Origin of the sequence: Leucothrix mucor DSM 2157, assembly GCF_000419525.1 — a bacterium.
GTDB classification, from domain to species: Bacteria; Pseudomonadota; Gammaproteobacteria; order Thiotrichales; family Thiotrichaceae; genus Leucothrix; species Leucothrix mucor.
This window is the reverse complement of sequence record NZ_ATTE01000001.1, coordinates 1,619,976-1,639,328: the sequence shown is the minus strand read 5'-3', so window position 1 is coordinate 1,639,328 and position 19,353 is coordinate 1,619,976. Positions and strand designations below refer to the sequence as shown.

The 19,353-nt window shown below is 49.6% G+C and carries 17 protein-coding genes; 8 read left to right on the top strand and 9 right to left on the bottom strand.

Going from position 1 to position 19,353, the window contains the following annotated elements; translation table 11 throughout:
• Nucleotides 1-90: 90 nt before the first annotated feature.
• Nucleotides 91-1,116, bottom strand: coding sequence for a substrate-binding domain-containing protein (locus LEUMU_RS0107270; RefSeq protein WP_022951620.1), 1,026 nt, complete (start codon nucleotides 1,114-1,116; stop codon nucleotides 91-93).
• Between the two features lie 258 nt (nucleotides 1,117-1,374).
• On the opposite strand from LEUMU_RS0107270, the gene LEUMU_RS0107265 reads away from it, so the two are divergent.
• The 5 genes from LEUMU_RS0107265 (at nucleotide 1,375) to LEUMU_RS0107245 (ending at nucleotide 7,770) form a co-directional block, all read left to right on the top strand.
• Complete coding sequence (locus LEUMU_RS0107265) at nucleotides 1,375-2,736, top strand: ABC transporter substrate-binding protein (RefSeq protein ID WP_022951619.1); 1,362 nt, start codon at nucleotides 1,375-1,377, stop codon at nucleotides 2,734-2,736.
• Between the two features lie 82 nt (nucleotides 2,737-2,818).
• Complete coding sequence (locus LEUMU_RS0107260; protein ID WP_022951618.1) at nucleotides 2,819-3,829, top strand: carbohydrate ABC transporter permease; 1,011 nt, start codon at nucleotides 2,819-2,821, stop codon at nucleotides 3,827-3,829.
• Between the two features lies 1 nt (nucleotide 3,830).
• On the top strand, nucleotides 3,831-4,982 hold the full coding sequence (locus LEUMU_RS0107255; RefSeq protein WP_022951617.1) for a carbohydrate ABC transporter permease: 1,152 nt from the start codon (nucleotides 3,831-3,833) through the stop codon (nucleotides 4,980-4,982).
• Between the two features lie 3 nt (nucleotides 4,983-4,985).
• Nucleotides 4,986-6,677: an alpha-amylase family glycosyl hydrolase gene (locus tag LEUMU_RS25075; RefSeq protein WP_022951616.1), complete on the top strand. Its 1,692-nt coding sequence runs from the start codon at nucleotides 4,986-4,988 to the stop codon at nucleotides 6,675-6,677.
• Nucleotide 6,678: 1 nt separating this feature from the next.
• Nucleotides 6,679-7,770 carry an ABC transporter ATP-binding protein gene (locus tag LEUMU_RS0107245; protein WP_022951615.1) on the top strand — a complete coding sequence of 364 codons (1,092 nt, stop codon included), beginning with the start codon at nucleotides 6,679-6,681 and terminating at the stop codon, nucleotides 7,768-7,770.
• Between the two features lie 89 nt (nucleotides 7,771-7,859).
• On the opposite strand, the gene LEUMU_RS0107240 is transcribed toward LEUMU_RS0107245, so the two are convergent.
• The 6 genes from LEUMU_RS0107240 to LEUMU_RS0107215 form a co-directional block, all read right to left on the bottom strand.
• Nucleotides 7,860-8,468, bottom strand: a complete 609-nt coding sequence (locus LEUMU_RS0107240) for a 2-dehydro-3-deoxy-6-phosphogalactonate aldolase (RefSeq protein ID WP_022951614.1) — start codon at nucleotides 8,466-8,468, stop codon at nucleotides 7,860-7,862.
• Nucleotides 8,468-9,379 (bottom strand): 2-dehydro-3-deoxygalactonokinase, encoded by a 912-nt coding sequence (locus tag LEUMU_RS0107235; protein WP_022951613.1) that lies wholly within the window; start codon nucleotides 9,377-9,379, stop codon nucleotides 8,468-8,470. Before LEUMU_RS0107235 ends, LEUMU_RS0107240 begins: the two co-directional genes overlap by 1 nt.
• 70 nt (nucleotides 9,380-9,449) lie before the next feature.
• The gene (gene araD / locus LEUMU_RS0107230) at nucleotides 9,450-11,192 is read right to left on the bottom strand and encodes an L-arabinonate dehydratase (RefSeq protein WP_022951612.1); all 1,743 of its coding nucleotides are present in this window, start codon (nucleotides 11,190-11,192) and stop codon (nucleotides 9,450-9,452) included.
• Nucleotides 11,193-11,301: 109 nt separating this feature from the next.
• Nucleotides 11,302-12,618, bottom strand: a complete 1,317-nt coding sequence (locus tag LEUMU_RS0107225) for a TRAP transporter large permease (RefSeq protein WP_022951611.1) — start codon at nucleotides 12,616-12,618, stop codon at nucleotides 11,302-11,304.
• Nucleotides 12,618-13,169 carry a TRAP transporter small permease subunit gene (locus LEUMU_RS0107220; RefSeq protein ID WP_022951610.1) on the bottom strand — a complete coding sequence of 184 codons (552 nt, stop codon included), beginning with the start codon at nucleotides 13,167-13,169 and terminating at the stop codon, nucleotides 12,618-12,620. The genes LEUMU_RS0107225 and LEUMU_RS0107220 overlap by 1 nt, the downstream gene beginning before the upstream one ends.
• Before the next feature lie 74 nt (nucleotides 13,170-13,243).
• A complete protein-coding gene (locus LEUMU_RS0107215; protein WP_022951609.1) occupies nucleotides 13,244-14,266 on the bottom strand; it encodes a TRAP transporter substrate-binding protein in 1,023 nt (340 codons plus the stop codon).
• Between the two features lie 202 nt (nucleotides 14,267-14,468).
• Between LEUMU_RS0107215 and LEUMU_RS0107210 the strand changes: the two genes are divergently transcribed.
• Nucleotides 14,469-15,479, top strand: a complete 1,011-nt coding sequence (locus tag LEUMU_RS0107210) for a LacI family DNA-binding transcriptional regulator (protein WP_022951608.1) — start codon at nucleotides 14,469-14,471, stop codon at nucleotides 15,477-15,479.
• A 1-nt stretch (nucleotide 15,480) separates the two neighbouring features.
• Here LEUMU_RS0107210 and LEUMU_RS25070 read toward each other — a convergent pair whose 3' ends face one another.
• Nucleotides 15,481-16,701: an Lcl C-terminal domain-containing protein gene (locus LEUMU_RS25070; RefSeq protein WP_022951607.1), complete on the bottom strand. Its 1,221-nt coding sequence runs from the start codon at nucleotides 16,699-16,701 to the stop codon at nucleotides 15,481-15,483.
• A 392-nt stretch (nucleotides 16,702-17,093) separates the two neighbouring features.
• Here LEUMU_RS25070 and LEUMU_RS0107200 point away from each other — a divergent pair, with 392 nt between their 5' ends.
• Complete coding sequence (locus LEUMU_RS0107200) at nucleotides 17,094-17,366, top strand: type II toxin-antitoxin system TacA family antitoxin (protein WP_022951605.1); 273 nt, start codon at nucleotides 17,094-17,096, stop codon at nucleotides 17,364-17,366.
• Between the two features lie 5 nt (nucleotides 17,367-17,371).
• The gene (locus tag LEUMU_RS0107195; protein WP_022951604.1) at nucleotides 17,372-17,875 is read left to right on the top strand and encodes a GNAT family N-acetyltransferase; all 504 of its coding nucleotides are present in this window, start codon (nucleotides 17,372-17,374) and stop codon (nucleotides 17,873-17,875) included.
• 32 nt (nucleotides 17,876-17,907) lie between these two features.
• Here the strand turns inward: LEUMU_RS0107195 and trhP are convergent, their stop codons facing one another.
• A complete protein-coding gene (gene trhP / locus LEUMU_RS0107190; protein WP_211223072.1) occupies nucleotides 17,908-19,245 on the bottom strand; it encodes a prephenate-dependent tRNA uridine(34) hydroxylase TrhP in 1,338 nt (445 codons plus the stop codon).
• Nucleotides 19,246-19,353 lie beyond the last annotated feature (108 nt).

Here is a 19,353-nt window from a genome sequence, read left to right as displayed (position 1 = left end):
CTGGGGTTAGTGATAGCGGTTATCAGTCGAGATTTAGTGGTCAAGTTTATTAGGTAGTTATTAACAAGAGTTGGCGGTGAGCGCTGTCATTTACAAGGAACGCGGCGGCGCAGTCGAACTACCAAGCACCAGCTCGGCTTCCCAAAGTAAATTTCGGGGTTGGGTATCGTTACTATTAATCATGTCGATTAACATTTGCGCGACGCTACTCCCTGCATCCTGAATCGATGAGCGCAGTGAGGTAAACATCGGAATGTCGCCACTGTTTTGCAGAAATGATAATTGATCGTCATAGACAATTAATGAAATGTCTTTGCCCGGCACTAAATTATGCTCATGCATGGCCCGTACCGCACCAAGTGCCGGTAAAATACTGGAAAACAGCAAAGCTGTTGGGACTTTATTCGCAGCGATTAGTGCTTGCACCGCCTGATAGCCTTGCGGCTCGACCATTTCCCCGCTAAAGCGCAACTCAGGGTCATGTTGAATACCAGCATTTCTCAAGGCTTTAAAGTAGCCATCACGGCGTCGTGCAGCAAAGTTCATGTATTCAAAACCATTCACTAAGCCGATATGTTGATGACCCAAATCAATCAAAAACTGAGTCGCCCGCTCAAAGGCGCGGAAGTTATTCACATCCATCCAACTGTAGGTAGACTCCTCATCCAAGGTGCGACCATGCACCACAAATGGCAATCCTAAAGACTGTAATAACTCAATGCGGGAATCTTCAACCAAAGGGCCATGCACAATCACGCCATCGACTCGCCCGTCTTTGGCGAAGCGTCGGTAGACCGCTTCCTCCTCTGACTCAGGCACGACACTCAATAACATATCAAAGCCCGCTTTGGCGTAGGCGTCCCCTGCTCCTGCAATAAAGTCCGAGAAATGCGGGTTAATCATCCTATGCTCCGTCAGCGGCACCACATGGCCGATGGCTCGGGATTTACCAATCGCAAGGCTGGTGGCATGATGACTCGGATGGTAATTGTGTTGCGCGGCGGCGCTCATGACTCGCTCGCGGGTCCGTTCACTGACTTCGGGGTAGCCATTTAACGCACGGCTAACGGTCGTCGGCGAAAGCTTAAGATGCTGAGCAAGTTGTTTGAGATTCATAGCCACCTGATTTTCATCAAAGCACCCAAAGCGCTTTGGTTATTTCAATTTACCGAATATAGCCCAAGCCAATAAAACTAACAAGCCTCACGGTTATATTGCAGATTTTTAACATTTCATTGACTTAATCCTGTCTTTTTGTTTTCCTATAGGCTCCAGATTACCCAAACGCAAAACCAAAGCGCTTTGGATAAGGCCAGACTTTTAGAATTGATAGTTTCTATTTTTGACTGGAGTTACCGGGAGGATACTCAGACGATGAACAAACTTTTACTTACGGCAGCCATTGCCGCTAGCCTGACCTGTGGCAGTGTCATGGCAGATACCCCAAAGCTTAAATTTGCACCAGGCAAAGACAAGCGCTTTAACTGGGATAGCTATGAAGCCCTAAAGAAAACCGACCTTAAAGGTGAGTCAATCACGGTATTTGGCCCTTGGCTTGGCCCCGATAAAGACTTAATCGAAAGCGTCATCGACTACTTTGAAGCCGCCACTGGCGCTGAAGTAAAGTACGCAGGCTCTGACTCCTTTGAGCAGCAAATCGTTATTGATACCCAAGCGGGTAGCCCTCCTAATATCTCCATCTTCCCTCAGCCTGGCTTGGCTGCTGACCTAGCTTCCAAAGGCCTGCTCTCACCATTAGGTGATGACACGAAAGCCTGGGTTGCTGAGAATTACGGTGCGGGCCAGTCGTGGGTTGATCTGGGAACGTACGCCAATAAAGAAGGCGAAAAGGAATACTACGGCTTCTTTTATAAAGTCGATGTGAAGTCACTGACTTGGTACATCCCTGAGAACTTTGAGGATGCGGGCTATGAAGTCCCGACTTCAATGGAAGAGCTCAAAGCGTTGACCAAGAAAATTGCTGCCGATGGTGGCAAGCCATGGTGTATTGGTCTGGGTTCCGGTGGTGCGACAGGCTGGCCTGCAACCGACTGGGTTGAAGACATGATGCTGCGCACACAATCTCCTGAAGATTATGATAAGTGGGTAAGCAATGAACTGAAATTTGATGACCCTAAAGTATTGGGTGCCATTGATGAGTTTGGTTGGTTCGCCCGTAACGATAAATACGTCGATGGTGGCTCAGCTTCTGTTGCGACTAATGACTTCCGTGAAAGCCCTAAAGGTTTGTTTAGCTCGCCACCAAAGTGCTACATGCACCGCCAAGCGTCATTTATTCCATCCTTCTTTCCTGAAGGCACTGAGCTGGGCGAAGATGCTGACTTCTTCTACTTCCCTGCTTATGCAGAAAAGGATTTGGGTAAGCCGGTATTGGGCGCAGGTACGTTATTCGCGATTACCAACCCATCCAAGGCAGCAACGGCCTTTATCGACTTCCTGAAAACGCCGATTGCGCATGAAGTCTGGATGGCGCAATCAGGCTTCCTGACTCCATTCAAGGGTGCTAACCCTGAGCTGTACGCCAATGAGTCGCTGAAGAAGCAAGGTAATATTCTGCTGGAAGCCACGACCTTCCGCTTTGATGGCTCTGATCTGATGCCGGGCAAAATCGGTGCCGGTGCGTTCTGGACTGGCATGGTTGATTATGCCGGCGGCAAATCTTCTGCCGAAGTCGGCGCAGCCATCCAAAAGACTTGGGATGACCTGAAAAAGTAAAGCCCCGCACGTTCTGACCTAAGCCAGACTCCACTTTCGAGTCTGGCTTATCCGCTACCTAACCTTCTAGTCGTTGAAAGTTATGGAACAAATCCTATCCGCCCTACTAGTCATGCTGCTTGGCATTGCTGGCTGTGTTTTATATTTTGTCGGCTCCAATGTGTTATTGGACCGCATTTACAGCATTGAGGGGAAATCTCCTGATGTTGCCTCGCGCAATTTACGCCGCATTGCAATGATACGCCCGTGGTTATTCATGGGGCCGGCTTTGCTGGCACTCGGGATCTACTTGGTGTATCCGGTGTTTGAATCGCTGCGACTGTCGCTCTATGGGCGCAGCAGTGAGGAGTTCGTCGGGCTCGCCAATTACTTGTGGCTGTTTGATGATGAAGAATTCCGTCAGTCATTCAAAAACAATATGTTATGGCTGATCGTGGTACCGGCGCTCTCCACCTTTTTTGGCCTGATTATTGCCGCCCTGACCGACCGGGTTTGGTGGGGTAATATCGCCAAAAGCCTAATCTTTATGCCGATGGCCATCTCCTTTATCGGTGCCTCCATTATCTGGAAGTTTATCTACGATTATCGTGGCGAAGGTGCTGAGCAAATTGGTCTGTTAAATGCCGTCGTTCAGTATTTTGGTGGCGATGCCCAAGCATGGATTACCGTGCCATTTTGGAACAATATCTTCCTGATGATCATTTTGGTCTGGGTACAAACCGGCTTTGCCATGGTGATTTTATCGGCCGCATTGCGAGGCATTCCAGAGGAAACGGTTGAAGCTGCGGTGATTGATGGCGCAAATGGTTTTCAGATTTTCTTTAAAATTATGATCCCGCAAATCTGGGGCACGATTGCCGTGGTTTGGACCACCATCACTATCCTAGTGCTTAAGGTATTCGACATCGTACTCGCTATGACTAATGGCCAGTGGAGCACACAAGTACTCGCGAACCTCATGTTCGATTGGATGTTCCGCGGTGGCGGTGACTTCGGGCGAGGTGCCGCGATTGCGGTGGTTATTATGATATTGGTGGTTCCGATTATGATCTGGAATATTCGTCAGGCTAATCAGGATTCAGGAGCACGATAAGATGTTACAAGCAACGAAAAACCGTGCCGCTGTCACTGTTTTTTTACACCTCAGCGTATTGATTCTGGTGATTATGTGGACCCTTCCTACCGCCGGATTATTTATCTCATCTCTGCGTGATAAAGACCAACTGGCAGTCTCTGGCTGGTGGACGTCACTAGCGACTTCGCAGCAAAATTTAGTCGGTCGCTCGCTAGACCCTGATAAACAAATCGAGCGCGATGGCCGCTATATTTTATCGGGCAATGTATTCGAGGAAGGTACTGGTGTGGTCTCTGCTTTTGGTTGGCAGTCACAAAACCCCGCTGAATTTCCCCCAGGCGTGACCGCAGAAATGCGCAAAGGTCAGCAACTCACCGTGCAAGCCGATGGCCAATACGAGTTCAGCTCGCCCGAGCCTTGGACCGGTTCGCGGGGTAAGCGGGTATTCTATACCGCCGATATTCCTCCACGCTTTACGCTGGATAATTACCGCGAAGTACTCAGTTCTGAAGGCATCGGACAATCCTTTATCAACTCGTTGACGGTTACCATTCCCGCCACCGTGATTCCGATATTGATCGCCGCCTTTGCTGCCTATGCATTGGCTTGGATGCAATTCCCCGGACGTGCAATCCTGATCGCAACCGTGGTTGGCTTACTGGTTGTACCGCTGCAAATGTCGCTCATCCCCCTACTCCAAATGTACAACGGCGTTGGTGCATTCTTTGGCGTGGGTGCAAAAGGCTATCTCGGGATATGGTTGGCGCATACCGGCTTTGGCTTACCACTTGCCATCTATTTACTGCGTAATTATATCGCTGGCTTGCCCCGTGAAATTATGGAATCAGCGCGTGTTGATGGCGCGAATCACTTCACCATTTTCAGAAAAATAGTACTGCCATTATCATTTCCGGCGCTGGCGTCATTCGCCATTTTCCAGTTCCTTTGGGTATGGAATGACCTGTTGATTGCGATGGTGTTCTTAGGCAATGGCGAGGATGAATTAGTACTAACCGGCCGCTTGCGTGAAATGCTCGGCTCGCGGGGTGGTAACTGGGAAATCCTGACCGCTTCCGCATTCATCACCATCACTGTTCCCTTATTAGTATTTTTCAGCTTGCAGCGTTACTTGGTCCGTGGACTACTCGCTGGCTCGGTTAAAGGAGGCTAGACCTTGAATTCAAATATTTCAGTTGTTCCAGACGTTGATAAAGACTGGTGGCGTGGCGCCGTAATCTATCAGATCTACCCTCGCTCTTATCAAGACGCTAATGGCGATGGGATTGGCGACTTAAAAGGCATTACCCAGCGCCTGCCTTATATTGCAGGATTGGGTGTAGATGCCGTTTGGATCTCGCCATTCTTTAAGTCGCCAATGAAAGACTTTGGCTACGATGTCTCTGACTATAAAGACGTCGACCCAATCTTCGGTAATCTGCATGACTTTGATGAGCTGATTAAAACGGCGCATCACCTCGGCCTGAAAATCATGATTGACTTAGTGCTCTCGCACACGGCTGATCAACACGAGTGGTTTAAAGAAAGTCGCAGCAGTCGGGATAATGAATACCATGACTGGTATGTGTGGGCAGACGCCAAGCCAGACGGCACCGCACCCAATAACTGGCTCTCCATTTTTGGTGGCCCAGCCTGGACTTGGGATACCACTCGTTGCCAGTACTATATGCACAACTTTTTAACCTCGCAGCCCGACCTCAACTTCCATAACCCTAAGGTGCAGGATGCTTTATTGGATGTGGCGGACTTCTGGTTAGCCCGTGGCGTCGATGGCTTCCGTCTGGATACTATTAACTTCTACTTCTGCGATAAATTATTGCGGGATAATCCTGCCCTACCCGATAGCCAACGCAATAGCAGCATTGCGCCCTCGGTGAATCCTTATAATTTCCAGAACCACCTCTACGACAAAAACCAACCAGAGAACATTGAATTTCTGGAGCGCTTGCGCGGCGTGATGGATGAATACCCTGCAGCTGCTGCCGTCGGTGAAGTGGGCGATGCGCAATACGGCATGCAAATACTGGCGGACTACACCGCTGGCGATAAGCGTGTGCAAATGTGTTACTCCTTTGAGTTTTTATCTGGTGATGCGCCCGATGCGCCACGCATCGAAGCGGTATTACGCAGCTTTATGACTGAAGCGCCGGAGAGTTGGTCATGCTGGGCTTTTTCCAATCATGATGTAGTTCGCCATGCGACGCGTTGGGCTGAGCATCACCCACAACAACATGATTACCTATGCCTGATGACGACGCTGATTTTATGCCTGCGTGGCTCGGTGTGTTTGTACCAAGGTGAAGAGCTGGGTTTACCAGAAGCCGATGTGGCGTTTGAGGATTTACAAGACCCGTATGGCATCACCTTCTGGCCAAAATTCAAAGGCCGCGATGGTTGCCGCACGCCAATGCCTTGGGAGCATGAAGCGCTGAATGCCGGATTTAGTGGCCATCAACCGTGGCTGCCACTGGCCGAACCACACCGCTTTTTAAGTGTGGATACACAGCAAGAAGCAGAGCACTCAATGCTTCATTTCTACCAATCTGCTCTAGCCATGCGCCGTAGACATTCTGTACTCGCAAAAGGTGCGTTAAGTGAGCTAAAGGCGACTGATCAGCTACTGCAATTTGTACGTCACGATGATAATGAAAGCCTGCTTTGCGCTTTTAATATTAGCGACCAGGCGGTGACAGTAGAGCTACCCGTGGGTGCTGAAAACATTGCTGAGCATGGGCTGTTTAATAGCACACTCAGCGATCAATCACTGGCGCTACCTGCCTGGAGTGCTTCGATTGTGCGCATTCCACACCTGCATTTATCCACTAACACCGACGCTAAGGAACTGTAAGATGGCCGGATTGAAACTCACCAATATCAAGAAATCTTACGGTAAAGTCGAAGTAATGCACGGCGTCGATCTGGAGATCGAGAAAGGCGAATTTATTGTGTTTGTTGGCCCTTCAGGGTGTGGTAAATCAACGTTATTGCGCATGATTGCCGGGCTGGAATCCATCACTGATGGCGAGCTGCAAATTGATGGCAAGCGCGTAAATGAAGTACCGCCCTCATTGCGCGGCATCGCCATGGTCTTCCAAAGTTATGCGCTCTATCCGCACATGACCGTGTACGACAATATGGCCTTTAGCCTGCGGATTACTAAAGCCAGCAAAGCGGAAATCGATAAGCGTGTGCGTGACTCAGCAGAGATGCTGCAGCTGACGGAATACTTGAATCGTTTGCCGAAAGCTTTGTCTGGTGGGCAGCGTCAGCGGGTAGCTATTGGACGTGCGATTGTGCGTAATCCGAAAGTGTTTTTATTTGATGAGCCGCTATCCAACCTTGATGCGGCGCTGCGGGTAAAAACGCGTTTAGAAATTGCCAACCTCAAAGAAAGCATGCCTGAAACTACCATGATTTATGTAACCCATGATCAGGTGGAAGCCATGACATTGGCTGATCGGATTGTGGTGTTATCACGAGGAATTATTGAGCAAGTGGGCTCCCCGCTAGAGCTGTATACCCGCCCTGCGAATCTATTTGTGGCGCAATTTATTGGTTCGCCAGCAATGAATATTTTACCTGCGACGGTAACGGCTACCGGCGAAAGTAGTGAAATTGAATTGGTGGATAAGCATCGGATTAAATTGCCAATTGCAGTCGATGCGGCGCAACAAGCTAAGCCTGTTCACTTTGGGGTACGCCCTGAGGACTTAACCCTGTGCGATGCTGAAGACAGCATCTTAAAGGGTAAGGTGTCGTTTATTGAGTCGCTGGGTGAAGTGACCATGCTGTATGTGAATATCGCAGATCATGAAGAGCCGATTGTGGCGAAGTTGCCCGGTATTATTGAGCTAAAGCGTGGTGATAAAGTTGCGTTTACTGCTAAGGCCGATAAGCTGCATTTGTTTGATGTGGCGGGGCTTAGTTTGGTGCATGGCTGAGATTTTTTGGCATAAAGATTGGGCGCAATACAGATTAACTTCCTGCATTGCGCCCCATCTACATTTGAGCCGTAGCCAGAATACTAATATTACTTGGCCATACAATGATCAAATGCCACAACCATTTGCTTAGCCACCGCTTCAATCGACTCCAGCGACTTACCCGGCTTATACAACGCTGAGCCAATCCCAAAGCCAGTCGCCCCAGCCTCTACCCATTCCGCAAAATTGTCCGGCCCTACGCCACCCACAGCAAACAGCTCTGTTTCCGCTGGCAAGATAGTCGCGATCGCTTCCAAGCCTTTGGTGCCAACCAAAAATGATGGGAAAAACTTCAAGCCATCAGCCCCTGCATCCAACGCGGCATAGCACTCGGTCGGCGTCATTACGCCAGGGTAAGAACTCATTCCCGCCGCTTTAGTCGCTTCAATCACTTTAACATTGCAGTTGGGCGATACCACCATGCGCGCGCCAATCCCAGATAAGCGCTGCACATCTGCAACCTTGACCACAGTCCCTGCGCCAATTTCTGCAACATCGCCAAAGCGCTTGATGATTCGCTCAATGCTATCAAATGGCTCTGGTGAGTTTAGTGGCACTTCGATCTTGGTAATGCCCGCATCAATCAAAACTTCAGCAACTGCTTCTACTTCATGAGGTTGGATGCCGCGAAGAATCGCAATCAAATTTCTGCTCATTAGTTTAATTCTCTGTGTTGTGTCGCGGCGATAAACAAGCCTTTTATGGTTGCCTTAGCCGCATTGATAATCGTTGAATTGATGTCTAAGGCCTGTAAAGCCTCAGCGTATAGTTGGGTGATTTCTGTCGCGCCGATTAGAACAACTGGCTTGCCATCCCAGTAGCTGCGCGCAATGCCAATCTCCTGACCAATTAACAAGCCAGAGAGTCGCGCCGCATTCGTTTCGGGTGATGTGCCATGCAGCAATGACGTCGCCCGCAGGCTAAATAAGGCGCTGGCGACCATTTCAGGCTTAGCAGCAGCTTCTAACGCGGCGCTTAAAAAGGCCTCTTTATCCAGCTCCGCATTAGCCGCAATACTATGGCGCAATACCGAATGCTTGGACAATACCGAGTACATCTCACCGGTCATAAAGGTCTGGAATTGCTGTACTTGTCCGGCTTCCATTCGCACCCATTTCGCATGTGTTCCGGGTAAGCAGATAGCACCGCTAAATTGCGGTTGATCGGCAAGCAAGCCTGCAATTTGCGTCTCTTCACCGCGCATCACATCAGCGGGTTCGGCTTGCGATAAACCGGGCAGGATTTGTACCTGAATCCTAGGATCATTAGTGGGAACGGTGGTCAAGCCACTGCCACTAACCGGCTCGCAAGGCACGCAGCGATACAGCGCCTCAACCCAGCCTTGTCGCGCCCCAACCATGCCGCAGGCAAACACAGGCGTGACCTTGCCTTCCGTCAACCATGGGCCGATAACTTCGATCAACGCCGACTCGAACTGATCCGGCTCCAAAGTGCCCATACCGCGATCTGAGCCGCCTTCGGCAAGGAGATTACCGGAGGCATTAATTGCAAAGGCACGTAGGTTGCTGGTTCCCCAATCCACGCCTATCCAACTTGGTACTGTCATTAATTTGGTTCCTTTATTATGAGCTGTGCTTATCAAATGGTGTGTTGTTTGGTGCGTTACTGACCATTACTTAATGGCTTTCTTTAGGCACTGCAGAGCCACGACAGCCTTTCAGAAAGTCAAAGTCGGCCCCAGTTTCAGCCCCTTCGACATGATCGAAAAATAGCTTAGCATAGCCACTGGCAGGCGGCTGAATGGTTGGTTCCCAATCCGCTATTCGCTGTGCAAACTCTTCATCTGAGATATCCAAATGCAGTCGTCGTGCTTCCACGTCCAGCTCAATCATGTCGCCGTTTTTAACGATAGCCAGTGGACCACCTAAAGCCGCTTCTGGCGAGACGTGCAGCACTACCGTGCCATACGCGGTTCCCGACATTCTGGCATCCGAAATACGCACCATATCTTTAATGCCTTTACGCAATATCTTCGGCGGCAAGCCCATATCGCCAACTTCGGCCATACCGGGATAACCGCGAGGGCCGCAGTTTTTCAGCACCATCACGCAGGTCTCATCGATATCCAAGTCTTCATCTTCGATCTTGGCTTTATAGTCGGCGATATCATCAAACACCACTGCCCGACCGCGATGCTTCATTAGCTCAGGAGACGCTGCAGATGGCTTTAATACCGCACCATTGGGCGAGAGATTGCCGCGTAACACCGCAATGCCACCTTGCTGAGTCAGTGCGCGTTCAACGGGACGAATCACATCCTCGTTCCAGTTTTTAACGCCCTCAACTTCCTCGCCAATTGAAAGGCCAGAAACGGTCAGCGCATCAGAATGCAACTTGCCCGCATCCGCTAACGCCTTGATCACTACAGGCAAGCCACCGGCATAGAAAAACTCTTCCATCAGGTATTCGCCGGATGGCATCAAGTTCACAATCGTCGCAATATCGCGCCCTTGAATATCCCAGTCATCCAGCGTGATATCGATGCCTACCCGCCCTGCCAGCGCCAATAAATGCACAACCGCATTGGTAGAGCCACCAATTGCGCCATTCACCCGCATCGCGTTTTCAAAGGCATCGCGAGTTAAGATATCGCTAGGCTTTAAGTCATCTTTAACCATATCAACAATGCGGCGACCACTTAAATGCGCGATCACCCGACGACGGCTATCGACTGCCGGAATCGCCGCATTACCTGAGAGCGCCATGCCGAGTGCTTCAGCAATGCTCGCCATGGTCGAGGCGGTCCCCATGGTGTTACACCCACCGGCACTACGCGACATCGACTGCTCAGCTTCCAGAAAATCTTCGGTCGACATTCTGCCGGCTTTAATATCTTCATTCATTTGGCGAATGGCGGTACCTGAGCCCATGCGCTCACCACGGAACCAGCCATTGAGCATTGGACCACCAGAAACCATAATCGCCGGAATATCGCAACTTGCTGCACCCATGAGTAAAGCCGGAGTGGTTTTATCACAGCCTGCTAATAGCACCACGCCATCCAATGGATTTGCTCGCAAGGCTTCCTCAACATCCATCGCCGCCAAATTGCGATACATCATCGCCGTTGGGCGCAGCGCACTTTCACTGGCAGAGAACACCGGAAACTCCATCGGCAAGCCACCGGCTTCATAGATGCCATGCTTTACCCGCTCAGCCAAGTCACGTAAATGCGAGTTACAGGGTGTTAGCTGCGACCAGGTATTGCAGATACCAATCACCGGTCTGCCATCGAATAAGTCTGCCGGTAAGCCTTGGCTTTTCATCCAGCTGCGATGATAAATATGATCTTTGGAAACGCCACCAAACCATTCTGTAGAGCGCAGTTTGCGAGGCCATTTAGCCGGTACAAATGTCATTAGTTACACTCCTTAAGCCAAAGCCCACGCATTGCAATTGTTGTCATTTCCATCATCCTATAAATTGATACTGTATTGAGTTCAGTCATTGTTTTAATCCGCCTCGCCTTTAACGCCCGGTGATTCCGGGGAAGGCGATCAGCAACGCCACCGCTAACACTTGCAGTGCGATAAATGGCAGCAATGATCTGAAAATAGTCGCCAAAGTAATGCCTTCGGGTGCCACACTTTTGAGGTAAAACGCGGCGGGCCCAAACGGCGGCGAGAGAAACGACACTTGCATATTCATGGCAAATAACACGCCGAACCAAACCGGGTCATACCCCAGCGTCACAATAATCGGCACGAAGATCGGCATAGTCAAAAGCGCAATACCCACCCAGTCTAAGAACATACCCAGCACAAACAAAATCAGCATCATAAACAGCAAAATAATGGTTGGATTGTCTGACACGCCAGTAATGAGATCGGAGACAAAATTGATGCCGCCCATGAGATTGAATACACCAACCAAGGCACTAGCCCCCATTCCAATCCAGACGATCATGCCAACCGTTTGCAAGGTTTGCAGCGCGGCATCTTTAATCATGATAAAGGTGAATTCACCGCGCACCACGGTCGATAGGATGACTCCCGCCACGCCGACTGCTGAGGCTTCGGTCACGCTGGCAATACCACCATAAATAGAACCCAAGACCCCCGTGACTACGCACATTGGTAAAAACAGGCCCTTCATTAAGCGCATCTTTTCAGCGGTTGGAATGTCTTCCGCTTCTGGGATCGGCGCTAAATTCGGATTCAGGTAAGAGCGAATCAACACATAGGCGACATAGAAACTTGCCAGCATTAAGCCCGGTAAAAAGGAAGCGGTAAACAGATCGCCCACCGACACATTCGCCGTTAAGCCATAGATGATCAGTACAATGGATGGCGGCACCATGGTACCCAGCGCACCACCGGCACATACCACACCAATCGCCAAATGCTTGTCATAGCCTAAGCGCAACATTTGCGGCAAAGCCACCAAGCCCAGCAGAACAATTTCGCCCCCGATAATGCCGCTCATGGCCGCCAGCACAACAGCAACCAGAATCGTTTGCACCGCAATACCACCGCGTAACCGGCCTCCGATAATGCGCATCGCATCAAACAAATCGCGGGCAATGCCGGAGCGGTCGAGTATCGCGGCCATCAGCACAAACATGGGCACCGAGACAAACACAAACGAGGATACAAAGGAATACACGCGACTGGTAATCAGTGGCACCACCTGCGGCCCAAACCAACCCAGCGCAAATACCAGTGCGACTAATAACGTCACATAAGCCAGAGGAATCCCGCTAACTAATAGCGCGAGTAACAGCCCGAACATAACCAAGGTGCCGTACTCAATCCCCAGCGATTGCAGTGAACCAAAAAACTCCATTATTTAGCTCTCCGCATATAATTGACTGCCAGCACTAAGAACTGAATAGCCATCAGCACCAGTACTACAAATAGAAAGACTTTCAGTAAACCCGGAAACACCGGGTCCCACGCGCTACCGGAGCGCTCTAATCGAAAACTGCCATCGGGCATAAACGCCGCGCGCTTTACCATCACCCAAGCGGCCCAAGCGAACATGCCGCTGGCCACCGCTGAAATGACCGAGATAACAAAGTCAAACACGCGCCGCACACCAGCCGGCACCATGTCATAAATGAGTACAACGCGAATGTGTTTGTCGCGTACCGTGCAGTAAAGCCCGCCGTATATAAACGCGGTCCCGCACAGGAATATTGTGGTTTCGTGTGCCCAATTGGTCGGCTCGTTAAACACATAGCGCAACACGATTTCATTAATCAGAATCGCCATTGAAGCGAGAATGCCCAACGCAAACACGATCCCCACTTTATCTACGACCTTGCCAAGCCATCCCGACTCCGGAATAGCGACCTCGACCACCTCGTCAGGTCTCTCTGTTCCCTGCTCAAGCATGTTAAGCTCCTTAGCGTTATCAGGCAGATCGGGCACTCACCCGACCCACCTGTCATTCATCGTGCGAGGCGGCTTTAGTTCATCAAGCCATTGGTTTTCAGGTAAGTCGTCAAGACATCGTAAACTTTCTTTGCATTGGGCGAACGCTCAGCAACTTTGACCCACTGGCTAGTGGCGATCGTACGAAACTTAGCGCGCTCTTCTGCTGACCAGTCAGACACGGTCACCTTGCCACCAGCTTTCGCCTTCTCAACCGCGGCCATATCTTTTTCAGATAGCGCTGCCACTTGGGATTTTGCAAACTCAGTGACTGACTTCTCCATCACTTCCTGCAAATCAGCCGGTAACTTGTCCCACTTTTGCTTGTTCATCGAGATCTCTACCAATGGCATAGAGTGGAAACCTGGGTATACAGGGAACGGCGCGACATCGTGCATGCCTTGCGCGTCATTAGTGGAATACACCGAATAATCAGCCGCATCAATTACGCCTTTATCCAAGGAAGTGAACACTTCAGAGCCCGGCAGATTAACCGGCGATGCGCCTGCGGCTGCAAACACTTGCTGTACCAAACCTTCTGGCGCACGCATTTTCAAGCCTTTTAAATCCGCAACGCTATTCAGTGGTTTCTTGGAAATAAACGCTTCCAAGCCCGGTGTTGTTGCGCCAATAAAGTGCAGGCCATAGGGCTCAACCAGCTCATTCATTAGCTCTTTTCCGCCACCGGTCGCCATGAAATCAAACATTTCTTGCGGTGCAGACCACGCACCAACCGGATTAGCAATCAAACCAAAAGCGGGATCACGACCGGAGAAATACGAGGTATCAGTGATGTGGCCATCTAAAATGCCACCGGCAATCGCATCCTGAGTTTCAGTGTGCGCCACGATTGAGTTTACCGGCAGCAACTCCACTTCAATCTTGCCATCGGACATTGCTTTAACGCGCTCAGTCCACCCTTGTTGCAGAATAAAGTTTGAATTTCCTGAAGGGTCTGAAGACTGGAATTTGAAATTATAGTCAGCTGCAAATGCTGTACCTGCAACGCTAACGCTTACTGCCGCACTCACTAATAGTGTGCTAAGTAATTGTTTCATGGATGTTTCCTCCTAATGGAACATTGAACCGGTCATTGCTTGAATAAATAAACCGGAGTGAAAATGATTGCGCAATCATTTGTGGCAAGTATATGATAGCGCAATCATAAGTCAACCAATATAATTTTGGAGATGCTTATTAAGTAGCTGCTATAGCATTGAATTCAATGTAAAATCCGGCTCAAAATTTAATGGGGAGAGGATGAAAAAGCCAACGCTAATAGATGTCGCACAGGAAGCCGGAGTTAGCCCGATTACCGTATCCCGCACCCTGCGCCAGCCCGACTTGGTCTCTGAAGCCATGCGCCTGAAAGTGGCCGCTGCGGTTAAAAAGCTCAACTACGTGCCAGACTCTGCCGCCGCAACACTGGCCTCCAACCGCTCAAACATTATCGGCATGCTGATTCCCTCCTTCTCCAATAGCGTCTTTGCCGATGTATTGGCCGGCGCCTATGAAGCCGCTAAAGACACCCGTTTTAATATCCAGATCGGTAATATGCAATACAACCAGCAAATGGAAGAAGCGCAACTCGCCAGCTTCTTAAGCGTAAAACCCGCTGGCCTGATTATTTCCGGAATCGATCAAACGCCCTACTCCAAAGCCTTGTTAACCCAAGCGCAATGCCCCGTGGTACAGGTGATGGACTTAAGCGATCAGCCCTTCGATATGATTGTGGGGTTTTCCAATGCAGACGCCACGACCCAAGCGCTAGAACACATGATCGGACAAGGCTTTAAGAAAATTGGCTTTGTCGCCGCACGCATGGACCTTCGAACTCAACGACGGATGATGACCTATCGCGAAGTGATGCAATCCCACGGCTTGCTTGATGAGCGCCTGATAGTCACGACCCCAGAACCTTCCAGCGCCGAACTTGGCCGTAAGTTGTTTAATCAATTACTCAGCAATGTGCCAGAGTGCGATGCAGGCTTTTTTAGCAATGATGACTTGGCAGTCGGTGCTTCTTTTGAATGCCAACGTAAAGGCATTCGGATTCCGGACGATTTTGGGATTTGTGGCTTTAATGATTTGGGAACCACGTCGCAGATTTATCCGGAGATAACCTCCGTGCACACGCCACGATTTGAAGTGGGGAAAACAGCCGTTGAAATGATACTGGCGGCCCAGAAAGAGCCGCTCAGTAATGAGGCTAGAATTGTTGACCTTGGCTTTGAGCTAGAGGTGCGCGCTTCAACCTTAATTACGCATTAGCTTAGGAACCAAGCCGCACGCAACGCACCAGATTATCAGGCCGATCCACATCACAGGCATTCACCGAACAGGTATCTTCCTCGGTCAGTGCGGTATCTGCCAATGATTTTATGGATGAGCGCTGCGCACCCGCACCATGCCAATCCGTATACTCAGTTTGGTCACCGGCCTTACTCAGTGCCTTTCCAAAAGCAATTACATTGGCATGGCTTTTAATATCGCCAAAGGTGGTACTGGTCCAATAATCCAGTGTTTCAGAGTCCTTGGTGATACCAAATAGCGATTCATTAATTGCAGGAAAATCCTTCTTATCGTAGTCCACAATGCTTTGAAGCTCTTTAGAATTCGGCAAATACCAGTCCTTATACCCTGCCAGCTCCAAGCCCTCGCAATAGGCCAAAGCCTCTTTCCATTCGCGCCTGACGCCATCATCCGCCTGCTGCCAAACACGCCCTGTGGCCGTATCTGAAACTGTGCCATCGTCATGCTTAACAAAGGCATTCATGCCATAGTTGTTCTCATCACCGCTCACGCAGCGCACATAATTACCCGGCGCTTTGCCATCTTTTGGGCCATTAGATAAGCCACTGCTGGCCGCTGCCTTGCCCGTAAAAAAGTCCAAACCCGTGCCATAAGCTTTAATATGACCATCCGCGAAATTAAAGCCGAATGCGCCCTCATTCTTACCATTCATTACCGGCCCTTTTACATACAGCGTGCTGCTCCAGTACTGACCAGCAAATACCATCGGTGGGTTTGGATAGCTAAAGTCAAATGCGGTGGTGTCGATATATGGCGTCGGCTTGCCCTGCTCTGGCTTGAGCAATTCACCGCGAAAATCGGCCAGCGAATACAGTTCTTTAATGGTGGGTACGCGCCAATTAGACAAGCCACCTAAGCTAAGCGAGCCGCAATAAGTTTTTGCCTCTGCAAATTGCAAGCGCTGATTGGTGGGCGTTTTTTGCCAGATTAGCTGGGTATTGTTGTCTTTCACCGTGCCATTATTCAGATTGGTATAAGACGCTGGCAAATGCTTGTGCTGCGCATCCTGACCATACAGCGCTGCGCCCGGAGCTGGGCATCCAATCGCATTACCCGCCACATCAAAGCACTTATCCTGCATGGTATCGACTAGCGGATAACTAGCTGCTTGCGCACTGCTTAGCGATAGGCTGAGCAAGGCTGTTAGAGGTAAAGCATAAGCTGAATATCGGTATTTCATAACTAACTCTCTTAATGACGTTGCTTGGTTTGCAAGTAGTTAACAATAAAATTAAGACAACATTATGCGCTGATAGACATCCAGTGGTCAGGTTTAAACGTGGAGAAATTATGGAGTTTGGGCGGCCACCGGCGCAGCGCCTGAATCACTTTGGAAGCCCACTTTCACCTATTTTGATAAGTAATTTTCCAAACTCTATCATTGAGCTACAGAGCTCATCATTTTTCGCTAGAGGATTCGATAAGGTATCTACTCTCGACCCAATGATATTTAATACAATTTGCATTTGTTGGTCATCTGGATCAATAAATGACAATGAATCGCCCCTAGTTGACTTGACTATATCCATAAAAAGAAATACGGTGTCATTATGACACCACTGGAGAGGACCGATGTCTACAATAAAAAATGATCGCATCACTGCAAGGGTTAATGATGAGGTGAAAAGCACACTAAGCGCTGCTGCTGAGCTAGTCGGCGCGACCTTAAACCAATTTTTGGTACAGGCTGCACTAGAGAAGGCAGAAGCCATTATCGAAAAAGAACGGGTAATTTATCTTGGAAGAAGGGACAGTGAGCTATTTTTTGATGCCTTGGATAGCCCGCCAGAGCCGAATCAAAAGCTAAAGAAAGCACTTGCTAACTATCGACTAAAGATAGGTTAATTCCTTTGTCATTAAATATTGAAGTACTCACTAAAAAGCATAATCGTACTCAGTTCAGTTGTGGTGATGAAGCACTAGATAACTATTTGGTCAAGGTTGCCAGACAGCACATCGACAAAGGTATTTCGAGAACATTCGTACTCATTGACTCAGCTGCCCCTTCCGACATTCTTGCCTATATGACAATAACTGTTTGTGAAGTAGCCTCAGCTGAGATTCCAGAGAAATCCGCAAAGAAATATCCAGCGATTATCCCAGCTGCCAAATTAGCCCGATTAGCAGTTAATAACCAAATGCAGCGGCAAGGCTATGGCCAGCTGATGATGATTGACGCAATGGAGAAGACATTATTGGCAGCTCAGAACTTGGGTATAGCTGGGTTATTTGTTGACGCCAAACATAACGCTGCCAAGCAATATTACGAACAGTTTGGTTTTCTTAGCCTGCCGGAGAAGTTAGATAACTTATTCTTGCCGATTGCCACCATTGGCAAATTGCTAGAAAAGTAAATCTAACCTCTCCAAGGTAAGTCAGAGTTGCATTAGCCAATATGCCGCATCAACAAAGCATACCCGCCATCTTCAGCCAACTTCACCCCTGCCAAATTATCCAATGGAATACGCACCACATGCCCAGAGCCAGGTGCCACTTCAATCGCTTGCCCAGTCTGTGTTTCCAGCTGCTGCAAGTTAAAGCGGATATTACCCGCTGGCGTGACCAATTCCATATCATCTTTCAAACCAAAGCGATTTTTCACATCCAGCGTTAACCACCCAGCTTGCGTATCACAGGCAATCGCCTCAGCCACAAATTGCTGATTCGGATTATCCGACGCGCCTTTGCCATAGTTCTGATATTCACTCGGTACATGGCGACGATAAAAGCCTTCGGTATAGCCACGATTAGCTAAATGATCCAGCTGCGTCATCAGGTTCATATCAAAGGTTTCACCTGCCACTGCCGCATCGATTGCCCGACGATACACTTGAGCGGTGCGCCCGACGTAGTAATGCGACTTGGTGCGTCCTTCAATTTTCAGGGAGTGAATCCCCATTTTCACTAGCCGCTCGACATGTTGCACCGCGCGCAAATCTTTGGAATTCATAATGTAAGTGCCGTGCTCATCTTCATAAGCAGGCATAAACTCACCGGGGCGGTTCTTCTCTTGCAGCAATACCGGCTGCACTTCATCGTGCGGCGACCATTGCCCCATTGCGCTGGTATCGACCGCCACCAGATCGCCAATTTCATTTTCTTTAGCATCGTGCGCGTTGTATTCCCAACGACAAGAGTTGGTGCAAGCCCCTTGGTTCGGATCGCGATGGCTCATATAGCCAGACAGCAAACAGCGCCCGGAATACGCAATACACAGCGCACCGTGCACAAACACCTCAAGCTCCATTTCTGGCACGCGCTGGCGAATTTCTTCAATCTCATCAATGGATAACTCGCGCGATAAAATGACGCGCTCAATGCCCTGATTCGCCCAGAATTTTACCGCCGCGTAGTTTACCGCATTGGCTTGTACCGAGAGATGAATCGTTTGCTCCGGCCACGCTTCGCACACCATCATAATGAGCCCGGGGTCTGACATAATCAGCGCATCCGGCTGCATGGCGATCACCGGCTCCAGATCTTTCAGGTAGGTATCGACCTTGCTGTTATGCGGGGCGATATTGCTGGCCAGATAGAACTTCTTATCCTGTGCATGGGCTTCATTGATCGCCGCTTGCAGGTTCTCTAAGTGCTTAAATTCATTATTGCGAACCCGCAGGCTGTAACGTGGTTGGCCTGCGTAGACCGCATCTGCGCCATAGGCAAAGGCATAGCGCATGCTTTTTAGGGTTCCGGCAGGTGAGAGAAGTTCTGTGCTCATAATTATTGGCTGGCTGGTTAATCGACGGTCGCAGACTTTAGCCGAAGCTGCGCCTATGCGGATTGACTAGAATCAATTTTTGCCTAAAGTGCGCTTGAATTTTAAACGCTA

Bases quoted from the DNA above. Each gene is read 5' to 3' on its own strand.
- LEUMU_RS0107270 (WP_022951620.1), bottom strand. From the start codon at position 1,116: ATGAATCTCAAACAACTTGCTCAGCATCTTAAGCTTTCGCCGACGACC.
- LEUMU_RS0107265 (WP_022951619.1), top strand. From the start codon at position 1,375: ATGAACAAACTTTTACTTACGGCAGCCATTGCCGCTAGCCTGACCTGT.
- LEUMU_RS0107260 (WP_022951618.1), top strand. From the start codon at position 2,819: ATGGAACAAATCCTATCCGCCCTACTAGTCATGCTGCTTGGCATTGCT.
- LEUMU_RS0107255 (WP_022951617.1), top strand. From the start codon at position 3,831: ATGTTACAAGCAACGAAAAACCGTGCCGCTGTCACTGTTTTTTTACAC.
- LEUMU_RS0107245 (WP_022951615.1), top strand. From the start codon at position 6,679: ATGGCCGGATTGAAACTCACCAATATCAAGAAATCTTACGGTAAAGTC.
- LEUMU_RS0107240 (WP_022951614.1), bottom strand. From the start codon at position 8,468: ATGAGCAGAAATTTGATTGCGATTCTTCGCGGCATCCAACCTCATGAA.
- LEUMU_RS0107235 (WP_022951613.1), bottom strand. From the start codon at position 9,379: ATGACAGTACCAAGTTGGATAGGCGTGGATTGGGGAACCAGCAACCTA.
- araD (WP_022951612.1), bottom strand. From the start codon at position 11,192: ATGACATTTGTACCGGCTAAATGGCCTCGCAAACTGCGCTCTACAGAA.
- LEUMU_RS0107225 (WP_022951611.1), bottom strand. From the start codon at position 12,618: ATGGAGTTTTTTGGTTCACTGCAATCGCTGGGGATTGAGTACGGCACC.
- LEUMU_RS0107220 (WP_022951610.1), bottom strand. From the start codon at position 13,169: ATGCTTGAGCAGGGAACAGAGAGACCTGACGAGGTGGTCGAGGTCGCT.
- LEUMU_RS0107215 (WP_022951609.1), bottom strand. From the start codon at position 14,266: ATGAAACAATTACTTAGCACACTATTAGTGAGTGCGGCAGTAAGCGTT.
- LEUMU_RS0107210 (WP_022951608.1), top strand. From the start codon at position 14,469: ATGAAAAAGCCAACGCTAATAGATGTCGCACAGGAAGCCGGAGTTAGC.
- LEUMU_RS25070 (WP_022951607.1), bottom strand. From the start codon at position 16,701: ATGAAATACCGATATTCAGCTTATGCTTTACCTCTAACAGCCTTGCTC.
- LEUMU_RS0107200 (WP_022951605.1), top strand. From the start codon at position 17,094: ATGTCTACAATAAAAAATGATCGCATCACTGCAAGGGTTAATGATGAG.